The organism is Streptosporangium sp. NBC_01639 (assembly GCF_045209755.1).
Classification (GTDB): domain Bacteria; phylum Actinomycetota; class Actinomycetes; order Streptosporangiales; family Streptosporangiaceae; genus Streptosporangium.
Genome location: NZ_CP109272.1, coordinates 7,066,372 through 7,082,073 on the forward strand (window position 1 = coordinate 7,066,372; position 15,702 = coordinate 7,082,073).

A 15,702-nucleotide genomic window follows, 5' to 3' on the forward strand; every position below is an offset into this window, starting at 1 on the left:
AAAATGATTGACGATATGAGCGTAACGCCAGCCGAACGGAAGCCCATCGTCTCGGTCGCCGACTTCGACCTGTCGGACTACGACTTCTGGGCCAGACCCATGGCGGAACGGGAACACGCCTTCCAGCTCCTGCGCGGCCTGGACCGCCCCGCCTTCTACGAGGAGGCGGAGATCTCCTTCGCGCCACGGGGGCCCGGTTACTACGCACTGGTCAAACACGCCGACATCCTGGAAGCCAGCCGTAACCCCGAGGTGTTCTCCTCAGGAGAGGGCGGAGCCACCAACATCCCGGACATGCCGCCGGAGTTCACCGAGTACTTCGGGTCGATGATCAATATGGACGACCCGAGGCACGCCCGGCTTCGCCGGATCGTCTCCCGGGCGTTCACCCCAAAAATGATCAAGCAGTTCGAGGCCGACGTCGATGCGGCGGCCATCCGGATCGTGGACGACCTGGTCGCGACCGGACCCGGTTGCGACTTCGTCACCGAGGTCGCCGCCAAGCTGCCCTTGAAGATCATCTGCGACATGATGGGGATCCCGGAGAAGGACTACGGTTCCGTCTTCGACCGGTCCAATGTGATCCTCGGCGGGTTCGATCCCGAATACGGCGGCGACGACATGACCACGGTCGCCGAGAAACTGCTGACCGCCGGCATGGAGCTGCAGCAGCTCGTCCAGGACCTTGCCGCGCACCGGGTCGAGCAGCCCACGGGGGATCTCACCTCGTCGCTGGTCAACGCCAACATCGACGGGGAGCAGCTCACCGCTCAGGAGCTCGGGTCGTTCTTCATCCTGTTGGTCGTGGCGGGCAACGAGACCACGCGCAACGCCATCTCCTACGGCCTGCGCTTGCTCACCCAGAATCCGGACCAGCGGGAGCTGCTCCTGGCCGATCTGGACGGCCGCCTCCCCGGCGCGGTCGAGGAGATCGTCCGGCTGGCCTCCCCGGTGAACTTCATGCGCCGCAAGGTGACCCGCGACCACGAGATGAACGGTCACCTCTACCGCAAGGGTCAGAAGGTGGTCCTTTACTACTGGGCGGCCAACCGCGACGAGGCGGTCTTCACCGACCCCTACCGGTTCGACATCCAGCGGACTGAGGGGCCCCATGTGGGCTTCGGCGGCCCGGGACCGCACTTCTGTCTCGGCGCCCACCTGGCCCGCCGGGAGATCACCGTGATGTTCCGCGAGCTGCTCCGGCGCATACCGCGGATCGAGGGCGGCAGGCCGGAGCGGCTCTACTCCAGTTTCATCAACGGCATCAAGCACATGGACTGTGCGTTCTGAGCCGTCAAGCATCCGGAGCGCGAACGTTCCGTTCTTCGGAACCGGACGATGTCAGGTGGTCGTCTTCCGAATCGACTTGAACACGGTGTTGATGTCGGGCAGCAGTTCCTTCTTGCTGTCCGGGACCGACATGTAGACGATCACGGGCAGTTCGGCGCCGGTGTTCACGGCCGCCACGACCATGGTCGTCTTGGACGTGCCGGAGGTGATCTCGTAGGCGGCGAGCTGCCCGGCCAGGCCGTTGACGGACAGGGTCTGCTGGGCGGTCTTGCGCGCGGTGTTGTCCTCGGGGAAGAATTTCTTGCGTCCGGCGGAGGCAACCGCGTTGATCACCGGGGCCAGTTTGTCCGGCGAGGTGTACTTGCTCTTCAGCCGGGGCGACAGCGCACCCGACATCACCTGGGCGAACTGGGCCTTGCCCAGGGAGTCCGTTCCGGCCGGGACATACTGACGCGTGGTGAAACCGTAGCTGATGGACATGCTCTGCCGCTGGTCCTGGCGCCAGGGAGTGCCGAGCCTCGCCACACTGATCGCCGCAGCCTGATCGGGCAGGGTGCCCGCGACCGCCGAGGCCTTGCCGGGGAAGCGCGGCAGGCGACCCACGGCCTGGGACCTGGCGGGCTTCTTGGCGGTCGCGGAGGGCTTCACCGCAGGAGCGGCCTCCTCCTCGGTGGAGGCCAGCGGACCGGCCAGGAAGGCCCAGAGCACGGCACCGACCAAGGCGATCGCCACGGAACCCGCGAGCGCGAAGACCCAGACCGGTCTGCCCTGTTCGTCAAGGTCCTGTCCGTCGTCCATGGCCTGGTAGTTGTCGCCGAAGACCGTATTCCACAGCTCCTGTTGACGCTCCGGCGGAGGGGTCTTCGGCCCGCTGATCTGACCGGCGGTGACGAAGGGCCTGTTGGGGTCGGAGGGGTCCCGGCTCAGATGGCCACCCGGCGGAGCCGACTGCCCCTGCATCGGAGGCTGCCCGGGATGGGGCTGCCCGGGATGGGGCTGCCCGGGATGGGGCTGCCCGGGATGGGGCTGCCCGGGATGGGGCTGCCCGGGATGGGGCTGGCCGTGCGTGGGTGCCCCCTGTGCGGGATCGTACGGCGGAGCCTGCGCCGGGGCGCCGGGAGGGGCTGTTGCTCCCGCCGTGGTCCACACAGGCGGGCCGTCCGGGCCGGCGCCGTCACCCAGCGGGTTCCGGAACGCCTCCTGCTGGCCCGCGAAGGGGTTGGGGTTGGCGGGGCTGCTGGGGTGTCCTTGGCCCGCGAAGGGGTTGGGGCTGGTGAGGGGGTCTTGGTTCGCGAAGGGGTTGGGGTTGGCGGGGCTGCTGGGGTGTCCTTGGCCCGCGAAGGGGTTGGGGCTGGTCAGGGGGTCCGGGCCCGTGAAGGGGGCCGGGCCGGCACCCGGGGGGACCGGCCACGAAGGCGAGGAGGCGTGGTTCGGAGGCTCGGCCGGCGGGCTGCCCCACCCCCCGTTGTCGGTCGCCGAGGAGGCGTTCCATCCGCCGCCGCTCGCCGTCGAGGCGGTGTCCCACCCTCCGTTGCCGGTGTTCTGGGCCGCTCCCCAGCCGCCGTTCTCGGTGGCCGGAGCCGTGTTCCAGCCCTGGCTGTCAGCGGTCTGCGGCGTGCCCCAGCCGCCGTTCTCGGCCGGAGGGGAGGGCTGGGCAGACGGCCAGGGGTCGGGGCTGCCCTGCGGTACGGCCTGCGGGGAGTCGCCGCCGGGCTGCCGATCCGGGGATCGCGGATGCGGGGAGGCGGAGGCCGATGTCCCGAAGATCTGTTGCCAGGAGCCGTTGCCGGGAACGCTGGCCTGCCACGAGGTGCCGCCTCCGGGGGGCTCCTCCGGAGGAAGGGGGAGCCGTGGACCGGTGCCCGAAGAGTCTCTCGCCCAGGCGGGCGGCGGATCGGCTGCCTCCGGCCATGCCGGAGGCAGGTGGGATTGGCTGGACTGCTCCGAGGCCATGGCTTCCTTACCTCCCGGGCGAGCGCCCGAATTAGGGGTATTGGGCATGGTCTCACGTGAGACGGGGGGGTTTGCAGGGAAACTGGAGAACGCCCCCCTGAACTGGAGCCCGGTGGGGTCGGTGGGCGGGTCCTGCATCGGCAGGCCGACCTCCGATGGATCCGGGCCCTGCCCCGGCTCGACTGAGTGTGCCACGTTGAAAAGAGTAAACTGATGAGACATGTGAGCTCACAACGGACGTACCGCCGTCGACTCGCCATCTGTCCCGGACTCACCGGTTTCCATTGTGCTGACCTGCCGGTGCCCGTGTCCCCGGTTTACCGTGATCAGACTTGTTTCCCCAGGCCATGAATACGGCTTGCGGACTGCGATAGTCTTGACGTATGCGTGCCGAGACCCTGCTGCTTATCGGGCCGCATCGGCCTTCCCGGCGTTAGACGCCCGCCGATGCGGCTGCCCTTCGCGTGAGCGGAGGGTTTTTCTATTGGGTCGGATGAGCCAGATCATCTGCGCAGACGTATACCGAGGGAAGATTGACGTGAGCGAGCGAGCCGACATGCAGAGCGACGAGCAGCACTACGACCCGCAGGTCCTGCAGGTAAAGTGGCAGCAGCGGTGGGAGGAACTCGACCCCTTCCGGGCTTCCGACGATCCCGCCGACCCCCGTGAGCGGCGCTATCTGCTCGACATGTTCGCCTATCCCTCGGGCGATCTGCACATGGGGCACGCCGAGGCCTTCGGTCTCAGCGACGTTCTGTCGCGCTACTGGTTCCAGAAGGGTTACAACGTCCTGCACCCCATCGGGTGGGACTCCTTCGGACTGCCCGCCGAGAACGCCGCGATCCGCCGGAACGCGCACCCGGCCGAGTGGACCTACGCCAACATCGAGACCCAGGCCAACTCCTTCAAGCGCTACGCGGTCTCCGTCGACTGGTCCCGGCGCCTGCACACCAGCGACGTCGCGTACTACAGATGGACCCAGTGGCTGTTCACCCGCTTCTTCGAGCGCGGTCTGGCCTACCGCAAGGGCGGTCTGGTCAACTGGTGCCCCAACGACCAGACCGTGCTGGCCAACGAACAGGTCGTGGCCGGTAAGTGTGAGCGCTGCGGGGCCGTCGTCGTCCGCCGCGAACTGACCCAGTGGTACTTCAAGATCACTGAATACGCCGACCGGCTGCTGGACGACATGGCCCAGTTGGAGGGCGGCTGGCCGGAGCGCGTGCTGACCATGCAGCGCAACTGGATCGGCAGGTCCGAGGGCGCCGACGTCGACTTCGTGATCGAGGGCCGCGACGAGCCGGTCACCGTCTACACCACCCGTCCCGACACCTTGTACGGTGCGACCTTCTTCGTGGTCGCTCCGGACGCGCCGCTGGCCGAGGAGATCGTCACGGACGACCGGCTGGAGGCCTTCGAGGCCTACCGGACGGAGGTGTCCAAGCTGTCCGACATCGACCGGCTGGCCACCGACAAGGAGAAGACCGGCGTCTTCCTGGGCCGTTATGCGATCAACCCGGTCAACGGCGAGCGGATGCCGATCTGGGCGGCCGACTACGTCCTGTCCGACTACGGCCACGGCGCCATCATGGCGGTCCCCGCGCACGACCAGCGCGACCTGGACTTCGCCCGCGCTTTCGGCCTGCCGGTGCGGGTCGTGGTCCACACCGGTCTGGCCGACCCGGGCGAGACCGGTGTCGCGACCACCGGAGAGGGCTCCCTGGTCAACTCGGGCCCGCTGGACGGCCTCCCCAAGGCCGAGGCGATCTCCAAGATCATCGAGGTGCTGACCCAGCGCGGCACCGGCAAGCCGACGGTCAACTTCCGTCTGCGCGACTGGCTGCTGTCCCGCCAGCGCTTCTGGGGCTGCCCGATTCCGATCATCCACTGCGCCGACTGCGGCGAGGTCCCCGTCCCGGACGACCAACTGCCCGTCACCCTGCCCGACCTGCGCGGTGAGGCGCTCGCTCCCAAGGGCGTCTCCCCGCTGGCGTCGGCCGACGACTGGGTCAACGTCTCCTGCCCCAAGTGCGGAGGCCCGGCCCGGCGCGACACCGACACGATGGACACCTTCGTCGACTCCTCGTGGTACTTCCTGCGCTACCCGGACCCGTCCTATGAGGACGGCCCGTTCGACGTGGAGAAGATCCGCCAGTGGGGCCCCGTCGACCAGTACGTCGGCGGTGTCGAGCACGCGGTGCTGCACCTGCTGTACTCCCGGTTCTTCACCAAGGTCCTGCACGACATGGGCATGGTCGACTTCACCGAGCCCTTCACCCGCCTGCTGAACCAGGGCCAGGTGGTGAACCAGGGCAAGGCGATGTCCAAGTCCCTGGGCAACGGTGTGGACCTGGGGGAGCAGATCGACGCCTACGGTGTGGACGCCGTCCGGCTGACCATGGTGTTCGCCGGCCCGCCGGAGGACGACATCGACTGGGCCGACGTCTCCCCGGCCGCCTCGCAGAAGTTCCTGGCCCGCGCGTTCCGCGTGATGGCGGAGGCCGGTGCGGCCTCCGCGCCGGGTGTGGACGCCGCCACCGGGGACCTGGAACTGCGCAAGGTCGTCCACCGGACCGTCGACGAGGTCACCAAGCTGGTCGACTCCCACCGGTTCAACGTTGCGGTGGCCCGCATGATGGAGCTCACGAGCGCGGCCCGCAAGGCCATCGACTCCGGTCCCGGCGCCGCCGACCCGGCTGTCCGCGAGGCCGCCGAGACTCTGGCGGTCATGCTCTCCCTGGTCGCGCCGTACGCCGCGGAGGAGGGCTGGGAGCGTCTGGGCCACCCCGCCTCGGTCGCCAGGGCCGGATGGCCGGTCGTCGAGCCGGCCCTGCTGGTCCAGGACTCCGTCACCTGCGTCGTCCAGGTCGCGGGCAAGGTCCGCGACCGGCTGGAGGTCTCTCCGGAGATCTCCGACGCCGACCTGGAGGCTCTGGCACTCGCCTCGGACAAGGTCCGGGCCTTCCTGTCCGGCGCCCCTCGCAAGGTCGTCGTCCGCGCGCCCAAGCTGGTCAACATCGTCCCGTAGTCATGCCGGGGCGCCCGTACGGCGGGCGCCCCGAGCCTGATCACCCGTTTGACGACTCGAAACTCCGGGGCACAACGATTTCTTCGCAACGCTCGGACTGCGGATCGAACCCGCGACCGGACTGGGAATCACCTTCAGACGGCGGGAGTCCTCCGGCGACACCGATACCTGGTCGCTCAGAGGCGACGACCGGCCGTCACGGGAGCGCCGGAAGGTGGGCACGGCGGAGAACTCCGCTGCGCCGTCTCAGAGCTTGCGCAGCACCGCCACGACCTTGCCCAGGACGGTGGCATCGTCGCCGGGGATCGGGTCGTAGTTCGGGTTGTGCGGGACGAGCCAGACGTGGCCGTCCTTGCGCTTGAAAGTCTTGACCGTGGCCTCGCCGTCGATCATGGCGGCGACCACGTCGCCGTTGTCCGCGACGGGCTGCTGGCGGACGACCACCCAGTCGCCGTTGGCGATGGCAGCCTCGATCATCGAATCACCGGTCACCTGGAGCAGGAAGAGCGTGCCCTCACCGACGAGCTGCTTGGGGAGGGCGAAGACGTCCTCGACGCTCTCCTCCGCGAGGATCGGGCCACCGGCGGCGATCCGGCCGACGAGCGGCACGTAGGCGGCGGTCGGGCGGCTGATCGGGGTCTCGTCGTCGCCCGTGGCGGGATCCATCCACAACGCCGGCTCTCCGGGGAGGCGGACCTCGAGCGCACGGGGGCGGTGCGGATCGCGGCGCAGATATCCCTTGCGCTGCAACGCCGTCAACTGGTGTGACACGCTGGAGGTGCTGGTGAGCTGCACCGCCTCGCCGATCTCTCGCATGGAGGGCGGGTAGCCGCGCTGCTGCACCGAATCGCGGATCACTTCAAGGATCTTCCGCTGCCTGGGGGTGAGGCCAAGGGAGTCACGCCTGCGCACCGCCAGGTCACTGACGGCCGAACCGTTCTTGTCATGCTCGCTCATACGATCTCCTCGCCTCCCGGCCTGTGTTTCTTCCGTCGCACACGGCGACCGTACTCCCGTTGAAGATCATATTCAAACAATTGTTCGAGTCGTTCAGGAAATCGGCGGCGGCGTGGTGTACAACATCGTACGGGAGTTCGATCGACATCGTGTTCGATTCGCTGATCTTTCTTCGATATGTGTTCGGCCAGGTCGAAGGCTCGGGGGAGGCCATCATGAAAACGGCTGTGGCGGCAGGGGGAGCCGGGCGGGCGGGCGCCCGGCGGCCGGGTCCGGTGGGGAACATCCGATACGCTGGTGCGCCCTTCCGGCTCACCAGGCGGGGGAGGGGAGTGGTGCTGGCGGCTCTCGCGCTGATCGCCCTGGGGGTGCTCTGGGCTGCCGCGCGCATCGACGCCGCCTCGGCGGTCGAGCAGAAGGGGCGGGCGGGGCTGCCGCGGGTCGTGGTGCGTGGCGGTGACACGCTGTGGGAGATCGCGGACGCGGTCACCAAGGAGAATGACCTCACCCCGACGGTCAACCGGATCATGGATCTCAACGACTTGTCCGGCTCGGTGATCCAGCCGGGGGCCCGGCTCTATCTCCCCGGCGGTCCCTCCTCCTGAAGTGGCCTCCTTCAGGCGCGACACGCCCGACTCGGGTGAATGTGGCGCGCTGATCAGCGACTTCGCTCGGCGGGGGCTTCTCAACTTGCGTTCATGGGTCGACCCTCCTACCGTTGGACCACAACATCTAGTGGCAACATCTGCTCGCTTCACCATAGATTGTGTTTCCATTACCGCATCTCGACCGTTTGAGGTGTGTGCACGAGCATCTCGGCATGGACGCTGTGGAAGTGGGCCGCTGGCCGGGCCAAGGAGGCGACACGCGTGCACTGTCCGTTCTGCAGGCACCCTGACACGCGGGTCATCGACAGCCGGTCCACCGAGGACGGCGGGGCCATCCGCCGCAGGCGCACGTGTCCGGAGTGTGGGCGCAGGTTCACCACTCAGGAGACCGTGCTGCTCATGGTCAGCAAGCGCAGTGGGGTGACCGAGCCCTTCTTCAGGGAAAAGGTGATCGCGGGCGTCCGGCGGGCATGCCAGGGACGCCCGGTCAGTGAAGACTCGCTGGCCCAGCTGGGCCAGCGAGTGGAGGAGGGCATCCGGGCGACCGGGTCGGCGGAGATCGCGGCCCATGAGGTCGGGCTGGCGATCCTGGGGCCGCTCCGCGAGCTGGACGAGGTGGCCTACCTGAGATTCGCCTCGGTCTACCGGAGTTTCGAGACCCTGGCGGATTTCGAGACCGAGATCATGCAACTGCGGGCGGATCGTCCCGCTGAGCAGGACTGAATCACACCCCGAGCGCCGGGGGACAAGGCGGCGCGTTGATGTGGTCCGACTCGAGGGCTCCGCGGAGCTCCGGAAGGGGGAAGTCATGACAGAGACGGTCAGTGGCGCAGCCGCGCGTGGGGGCAAGCGGTTGCGCAAGGGGTTGAAGATGAAGCGGATCTTCACCACCCCCGGGGTGCATCCCTATGACGAGGTGCGCTGGGAGCGCCGTGACGTCGTGATGACCAACTGGCGGGACGGCTCGATCAACTTCGAGCAGCGGGACGTGGAGTTTCCCGACTCCTGGTCGGTCAACGCCGCCAACATCGTGACCACCAAATACTTCCGTGGCGCGGTCGGCACCTCGCAGCGCGAGTGGAGCCTGAAGCAGCTCGTCGACCGGGTGGTGGGCGTCTACACCAGGACCGCGATCGAGGAGGGCTACTTCGCCGGCGACGAGGATGCCGAAATCTTCGACCACGAGCTCAAGCATGCGCTGATCAACCAGGTCTTCAGCTTCAACTCGCCGGTCTGGTTCAACGTGGGCACGGCTTCGCCGCAGCAGGTCAGCGCCTGCTTCATCTTGGCCGTCGACGACCAGATGGAGTCCATCCTCGACTGGTACAAGGAAGAGGGTGTGATCTTCAAGGGCGGTTCGGGGTCCGGTGTCAACCTCTCCCGGATCCGTTCGTCGAAGGAGCTGCTCTCCAGCGGCGGCACAGCCAGCGGCCCGGTCTCCTTCATGCGTGGCGCGGACGCCTCTGCGGGCACCATCAAATCCGGTGGCGCCACCCGCCGCGCGGCCAAGATGGTCGTCCTGGATGTGGACCACCCCGACATCGAGGAGTTCATCGAGACCAAGGCGCGTGAGGAGGACAAGGTCCGCGCGCTGCGCGACGCCGGATTCGACATGGACCTGGGCGGCAAGGACATCGTCTCCGTCCAGTACCAGAACGCCAACAACTCCGTGCGCGTCTCCGACGAGTTCATGGACGCGGTGAAGAAGGGCGACCAGTTCGGCCTGCGTGCCCGCCTCACCGGCGAGGTCATCGAGAAGATCGACGCCAGGGCGCTGTTCCGTAAGATGGCGACGGCCGCATGGGAGTGCGCCGACCCCGGTGTCCAGTACGACGACACGATCAACGACTGGCACACCAGCCCGGAGACGGGCCGCATCACCGCCAGCAACCCGTGCTCGGAGTATCTCCACCTGGACAACTCCTCCTGCAACCTGGCCAGCATCAACCTGATGAAGTTCCTGAAGGACGACAACTCCTTCGACATCGCGAACTTCGTGAAGATCACTGAGCTGATCATCACCGCGATGGACGTCTCCATCACCTTCGCCGACTTCCCGACCGAGAAGATCGAGCAGACCACGCGCGCCTACCGCCAGCTCGGCATCGGTTACGCCAACCTCGGCGCGCTGCTCATGGCCACCGGCCACGCCTACGACTCCGAGGGCGGCCGGGCCGTCGCCGGAGCCATCACCTCGCTGATGACCGGCGCCTCCTACCGCCGCAGCGCCGAACTGGCCGGAGTCGTCGGTCCGTACGACGGCTACGCGCGCAACGCCGACGCGCACAAGCGCGTGATGCGCAAGCACGCGGAGGCGAACGACGGCCTGCGCACGCTGGACGCGATCGACGGGGCGATCCACGCCGAGGCCTCCAAGCAGTGGCAGGAATGCCTCCGCGTCGGAGACAAGAACGGATACCGGAACGCGCAGGCCTCGTTGCTGGCGCCCACGGGGACCATCGGGCTCATGATGGACTGCGACACCACCGGCATCGAGCCCGACCTCGCCCTGGTCAAGTTCAAGAAGCTCGTCGGCGGCGGCTCCATGCAGATCGTCAACCAGACGATTCCCCGGGCACTGCGGCAGCTGTCCTACCCGGAGGAGCAGGTCGAGGCGATCGTCGAGTACATCGCGGCCAACGGCCACGTCGTGGACGCCCCCGGGCTCAGGCCCGAGCACTACGAGGTGTTCGACTGCGCGATGGGGGAGCGGGCGATCGCCCCGATGGGCCACGTCCGCATGATGGCCGCCGCCCAGCCGTTCCTGTCCGGCGCCATCTCCAAGACGGTCAACCTGCCCGAGTCCGCGACGGTCGAGGACATCGAGCAGGTCTACATGGAGGGCTGGAAGCTCGGCCTCAAGGCCCTGGCCGTCTACCGTGACAACTGCAAGGTGGGCCAGCCGCTCTCGGTCGCCGGTAAGAAGACCGAGGAGAAGGTCGCACCCGCGGAGCCGGAGATCCAGGTCGTGGAGATCAGCCGCCCGACCCGTCGCCGGATGCCGAACCAGCGTCCCAGCACCACCACCCGCTTCACCGTGGGTGGGGCCAAGGGCTACATGACCGCCTCGTCCTACCCCGACGACGGTCTCGGCGAGGTCTTCCTGAAGATGTCCAAGCAGGGCTCGACCCTCGCGGGCGTCATGGACGCCTTCTCGGTGGCCATCTCCATCGGCCTGCAGTACGGCGTGCCGCTGGAGACCTATGTCGGCAAGTTCGTCAACATGCGCTTCGACCCGGCCGGCATGACCGACGACCCGGACATCCGCATGGCCGCCTCGGTGATGGACTACATCTTCCGTCGGCTGGCCCTGGATCATCTGCCCTACGACGAGCGGGCCGCCCTCGGGATCTTCTCCGCCTCCGAGCGCGCCGCCCAGCAGCGCGGCGAGGACCCGACCCCGATCCAGACCGACGAGGTCATCGCCGAGCTGGCCACCTCGGCGCCGATCGAGCAGCCGCAGCTGGAGGCTCCGGTCCAGGCCGCGCCGGAACGGGTCGGTTCCCTGGAGTCCCACCAGGGCCGCACCGCCGACGCGCCGCTCTGCATGACCTGTGGCACCAAGATGCGCCCGGCCGGTAGCTGCTACGTCTGTGAGGGCTGCGGCTCCACCAGCGGCTGCAGCTGATTTCAGGCGCTGAAAGCTCTATATCGGCTGGTCAGGGCAGGGAACCGGACGAAGGTTCGGTTCCCTGTCTGTGCCGTCTACAGCCTTGCTGTCGTATTCGGCGTAACTGGTCTCGCAGGCGCCGGGAAACGGTCGCGTGATCGTCCTTGCTCCGGCTGTTATCGTCATCGGCGATGAACGAAGAGCGATCTACGGGGCCGACGGGCTTCAGGTAGCCCGCCAGGAGATGCCTGGCGGTGTTACCCGGGGAGCCCCATGTCCCGCACCGTCCATCATGTTTCCCGCTCGCGTTCCGGCATCGGTTATGTGTCCGGTGGGCCTTGGCGGTCGATCACCCTCGTCGATCTGCGCTACGGCGACGCGTGTCTGAAGGAGGCCGTCCAGGACGGTCGCCGGCCGCACCCGACGCTCGTCGGCCGTAGGACCGTCGTCTACTCCTGGGCGAGGGCCGATCCCTGTGATCGATTCGTATCTCGATGGGCGGCCATCGAGGAGCGTCGGGAACGACAGCTCCTTCGCCGTTCCGCTGGAGTGATCCGCCAGATGGTCAACGCCAGGGTCGACGGCCGTCTTGCCGTCGAGGCAGTGGAAGATTTCGACGTCCCACCGGCAACCCATCGCCGCAGTGCGATCTGGCTGGCGTGAACGCGTGCGGAACGCCGCACACCTCGGGCATGAGTACTTACCCGGCAAGGAGCCGCCGCGTACCTGGGAGTTCGCCATGCTGCAAGTCGTCGGGGCGACTGGTCGGAGTCAGCCGGGACCCAGCCAAGTCTTCGTGAACGAGTCCAGAAGGCCATGTAGCTCCTGGTCAAGCAGGGATGGTTGAGTTTCGATCCTTGCTTTGGCCGGTGTGGCTTTCCTTGTTGATGCGACTGGTGCAACCGGCGCTTTCCTGGTGAGCTCGGCAGATGATCGGGAACATACTGTGGGAGCGGCAGCTTCATCAGAGAGGTTCCGCTTCGGCGTTGGCGGTGACGGAAGACCGCGTCATCATTCACGAGCGTCACTCCCGGCTCGTCTGCCTGAATCGTTACGACGGCTCGGTCCGCTGGGACATTCCGATAGGAACCTGGCCGCGTGCCGTCGTGGTCGCCGGCGATTATTGCCTGGTCGTGGCGCAGAACACCGATCAACTATCCTGTCTTGATCTCGCGACGGGATCTGTGGTGTGGTGCGCCGGGTTGCGGCCGTACTCGGGGCATGTCGTGGCCAGCGGAGAGACGGTCGTCGTCGGCGGCTGGCGTGGCTACACACCTATGGCTGCTTTCAACCTGAAGGACGGACGGCCTCTGTGGCAGACACCGCGGCGCATGGCCACGGTGCTTCCTCTGCCGTGGGGTGGCGGTGTGCTGTTGGGGAGCGGTTCGGAAACATGGCTGATCGATCCACGTGACGGCCGGGAACTGGTCCGCCGGCGGTTGCCGGAGCCATTGACGGACGTAGACGATGTCCCGGCGTTCACCATGATCGACTCTGGCCGTTGCCTGGTGCGGTGCGGCCTGCGATCCGTTATGTGCATTCGACTGTCATCGGAGTTCGTTGATCAATTCTTCAGTCACGACGCCGACCTTTTGCCCTGGGCTGCCGAGTTCACCGGTGGTGTGGTGTGGCTGCGCGAGCGAAGGGCCGGTTATCTCGCTGTCGACCCTGCGGATGGATCGGCATTGTGGAAGGTGGACGTCAGGCAGCCACTCGTCCGTGGGGTGGTTCGAGACGGGGAGGGGTTCGTGGTAGCCAGCGAAGGCGGCGTGCTCTTCCGCCTGCGGTCTGACGGGCACATTCTGGAGCGGTCCCCATCATCGGTCGCCCGGGTGGCCGCACTACGAGACCTCGGAGCGGGGGGAATGCTCATGGTGACCAAGGGAACTCTGAGGATGATCGCCATCGACCCATGCCAGCGAGGTGAATGACGCAGGAATACTGCACCTCTCGAATAAGTGCACTGCTCCAGTATTCCGGGCGCCTTTCAGGCGCGAAACATCTGGTCAGGGCGGGGCGTCGGCGACAGGCCGGCGCCCCGTTCGGGTTGTCCCTCGCCTGTCGTCGCAGGTGCTGCAACCGTTGTATCCGCCCGTGGCCGGAGAATGTACGCCCGTGCCGGATCCTTCCTCGACCGCTGTCGAGTCATCCATGCGTGCGGAGCGGTCCGCAGGTCCGGCGGGCTTCAGGTGACCCGTGGAGATACCCGGCGGTGCTATCGGAAGAGTCCCGTGTCCCGCACCGCGCCCATCGCATTCCCTGCGCACGAGCCCAGGCCGGTCACCGGCCCGGTAGTCCGCTGCGGGCAGTGGTCGTCGACCGGAGCTCCGGGTCGGGGCTGGGTTCTAGCGGTCGGCGCGTTGCGGGGGCGTCCAGGCGGCGACGAGGTCCAGCAGGCCGGGGAAGCGGGCGTTGAGGTCGTCGATACGGAGCCGGCTCCGTCGTTCGAGGCCGTACTGGCGCTGGCGCGTGAGCCCGGCCTCGCGGAGGGCCCGGAAGTGATGGGTGAGCGAGGACTTCGGCCGGTCCAGTCCGAACCAGCCGCAGGTGTGGTCGAAGTCTTCCGCCTCCAGGAGGAGCTTGCGCACGATGGTCATGCGCAGCGGGTCGCTCAGCGCGCCCATGACCACTTCCAGGCGCAGCTCGTCGCGCGCGGGCTCGGGTAGCGGCTCGGGCAGGTCCGGGGGCGCGGTATCGCGTCCGGCGATGGTCGTTCGGTAGCTCGCTGCCATACCCCCATTGAATCACACATGTACGACTTCAGTCGTACATGTGTTAAGTTCGACTTTGCTCGTACAAGTTCGAGTTTTTTCGTACATCGTCGGACGAGGGAGGACCTCATGGTGACCGGTTCCGGCACATCAGACGTTGACACACTCCGGCCCGCTCCGGAGGCGCGGGCGGCGAAGGCCGTCGCCACCGGTGGCGAACCGCCGCGCTGGAAGATCTGGCTGGCGGCATGGCCGGTGACCGGCGTCTTCGTACTGTCCAACATGCCGACTCCGCTGTATCCGCTGTGGAAACAGCGGATGGGCTTCTCCGCCGGGACGATGACGGTCATCTTCGCCTGCTACATCGTCGGACTGCTCGCCGCGTTGATGGTGGCCGGACGGCTGTCGGACCGCATCGGCCGCAAGCCCGTGCTGCTGCCGGGACTGCTGCTCGCGGTCGCGGCGTGCGTCACTTTCGCCACGGCGACCTCCGTACCCGAACTGGCCGTCGCGCGGCTGCTGACCGGTATCGCGATCGGCATAACGGTGTCGGCGGGCATGGCGGCCGTCGTCGACATGGGCGGAGCGTCGCGGGTCCGGCAGGCCACCCTGGCGGCGTCCACGGCGATGGTCCTCGGAGCCGGGCTGGGGCCCCTGTCGGCGGGTCTGCTGTCGCAGGCACTGCCGGGGCCGACTGTCACGATCTTCCTGGTGGAGATCGTGCTGTTGCTCTCCGCCGTCGCGGTGGTGCTCTGGCTGCCGCTGTCGCGACCTGGTACGGATACGGGCGGAGGATGGCTGCGGCTGCCGTCGGTGCCGCCGCGAAACCGCGTGCAGGTGGCTCTGGGGATCGCGGTGTTCGCGCCGGGAATCACCTCGACCTCGTTCGTGCTGTCGCTGGGGCCGTCGCTGCTGGCCGACCTCCTCGCCACGGACAGCCGGCTTGTCGCCGGAGGGATGGCGTTCGTGATGTTCGCGGCGGCGACGGGCGTGCAGTTCGCCGCGCGACGGCTGGGCGTGCGCTCCGTCCTGCTCGGCGGGAGCGTCTCCACCGTCGTGTCGATGGCCGCACTGATCCTCGCCGTGCACGTCCAGTCGGCGACTTGGCTGATCGTGGCCGCGGTCCTGGCCGGTGCCGCCCAGGGGCTTGGGCAGTTCGGTGGCCTGTCGCTGATCGGCGTGGCCGTGCCGCCGCACCGCCGGGCCGAGGCCAACGCGGCTCTCAACGTCGGCGGCTACGTGCCGGCGGCGCTCCTTCCGGTCACCGCCGGGTATCTCGGCGACGCGGTCGGGCTGACGGCCAGCTCGACGATCTTCGGCGTAGTCATGATCGTCATGGCGGCCGTAGGCGCTGCCTTCGTCGGTACCCGAGGGCGGGAGCGGATGAACGCCGCACCCCAGGAATGAGCGCACTGTCCCGGTCCCTGCTGGGACCGGGACAGATAGCGGCCGGTTGGCCGCCACGTGGGTGAACGGGTCGGCAGAGCCGGCCACCACGGTGTGCGGCCCGTGTCCCACCTGGGACATCGGAGATTCTTCGGGTCGGTC

The 15,702-nt window shown here is 67.6% G+C and carries 11 protein-coding genes; 8 read left to right on the forward strand and 3 right to left on the reverse strand.

The window, feature by feature from the left end:
• Positions 1 to 15: 15 nt before the first annotated feature.
• Positions 16 to 1,290: a cytochrome P450 gene (locus tag OHA77_RS32195; RefSeq protein WP_406313087.1), complete on the forward strand. Its 1,275-nt coding sequence runs from the start codon at positions 16 to 18 to the stop codon at positions 1,288 to 1,290.
• A gap of 51 nt (positions 1,291 to 1,341) precedes the next feature.
• On the opposite strand, the gene OHA77_RS32200 is transcribed toward OHA77_RS32195, so the two are convergent.
• Complete coding sequence (locus OHA77_RS32200; RefSeq protein ID WP_406313088.1) at positions 1,342 to 3,243, reverse strand: hypothetical protein; 1,902 nt, start codon at positions 3,241 to 3,243, stop codon at positions 1,342 to 1,344.
• A gap of 556 nt (positions 3,244 to 3,799) precedes the next feature.
• Between OHA77_RS32200 and leuS the strand changes: the two genes are divergently transcribed.
• Positions 3,800 to 6,268 (forward strand): leucine--tRNA ligase, encoded by a 2,469-nt coding sequence (leuS, locus tag OHA77_RS32205; RefSeq protein ID WP_406319910.1) that lies wholly within the window; start codon positions 3,800 to 3,802, stop codon positions 6,266 to 6,268.
• A 246-nt stretch (positions 6,269 to 6,514) separates the two neighbouring features.
• Here the strand turns inward: leuS and lexA are convergent, their stop codons facing one another.
• Positions 6,515 to 7,225: a transcriptional repressor LexA gene (gene lexA / locus OHA77_RS32210; protein ID WP_326824443.1), complete on the reverse strand. Its 711-nt coding sequence runs from the start codon at positions 7,223 to 7,225 to the stop codon at positions 6,515 to 6,517.
• Between the two features lie 215 nt (positions 7,226 to 7,440).
• On the opposite strand from lexA, the gene OHA77_RS32215 reads away from it, so the two are divergent.
• From OHA77_RS32215 to OHA77_RS32235, 5 genes are all read left to right on the forward strand, one after another.
• Positions 7,441 to 7,830 carry a LysM peptidoglycan-binding domain-containing protein gene (locus OHA77_RS32215; protein ID WP_406313089.1) on the forward strand — a complete coding sequence of 130 codons (390 nt, stop codon included), beginning with the start codon at positions 7,441 to 7,443 and terminating at the stop codon, positions 7,828 to 7,830.
• Between the two features lie 264 nt (positions 7,831 to 8,094).
• Positions 8,095 to 8,556: a transcriptional regulator NrdR gene (gene nrdR, locus OHA77_RS32220; RefSeq protein ID WP_326826883.1), complete on the forward strand. Its 462-nt coding sequence runs from the start codon at positions 8,095 to 8,097 to the stop codon at positions 8,554 to 8,556.
• 85 nt (positions 8,557 to 8,641) lie between these two features.
• Positions 8,642 to 11,461, forward strand: a complete 2,820-nt coding sequence (locus OHA77_RS32225) for a vitamin B12-dependent ribonucleotide reductase (RefSeq protein WP_406313090.1) — start codon at positions 8,642 to 8,644, stop codon at positions 11,459 to 11,461.
• A 306-nt stretch (positions 11,462 to 11,767) separates the two neighbouring features.
• Positions 11,768 to 12,106: a hypothetical protein gene (locus OHA77_RS32230; RefSeq protein WP_406313091.1), complete on the forward strand. Its 339-nt coding sequence runs from the start codon at positions 11,768 to 11,770 to the stop codon at positions 12,104 to 12,106.
• 329 nt (positions 12,107 to 12,435) lie between these two features.
• Entirely contained in the window at positions 12,436 to 13,374 is a 939-nt protein-coding gene (locus OHA77_RS32235; RefSeq protein WP_406319911.1) for a PQQ-binding-like beta-propeller repeat protein, read from the forward strand.
• 414 nt (positions 13,375 to 13,788) lie between these two features.
• On the opposite strand, the gene OHA77_RS32240 is transcribed toward OHA77_RS32235, so the two are convergent.
• Complete coding sequence (locus tag OHA77_RS32240; protein ID WP_406313092.1) at positions 13,789 to 14,175, reverse strand: ArsR/SmtB family transcription factor; 387 nt, start codon at positions 14,173 to 14,175, stop codon at positions 13,789 to 13,791.
• Between the two features lie 108 nt (positions 14,176 to 14,283).
• Between OHA77_RS32240 and OHA77_RS32245 the strand changes: the two genes are divergently transcribed.
• Positions 14,284 to 15,561: an MFS transporter gene (locus OHA77_RS32245; protein WP_406313093.1), complete on the forward strand. Its 1,278-nt coding sequence runs from the start codon at positions 14,284 to 14,286 to the stop codon at positions 15,559 to 15,561.
• Positions 15,562 to 15,702 lie beyond the last annotated feature (141 nt).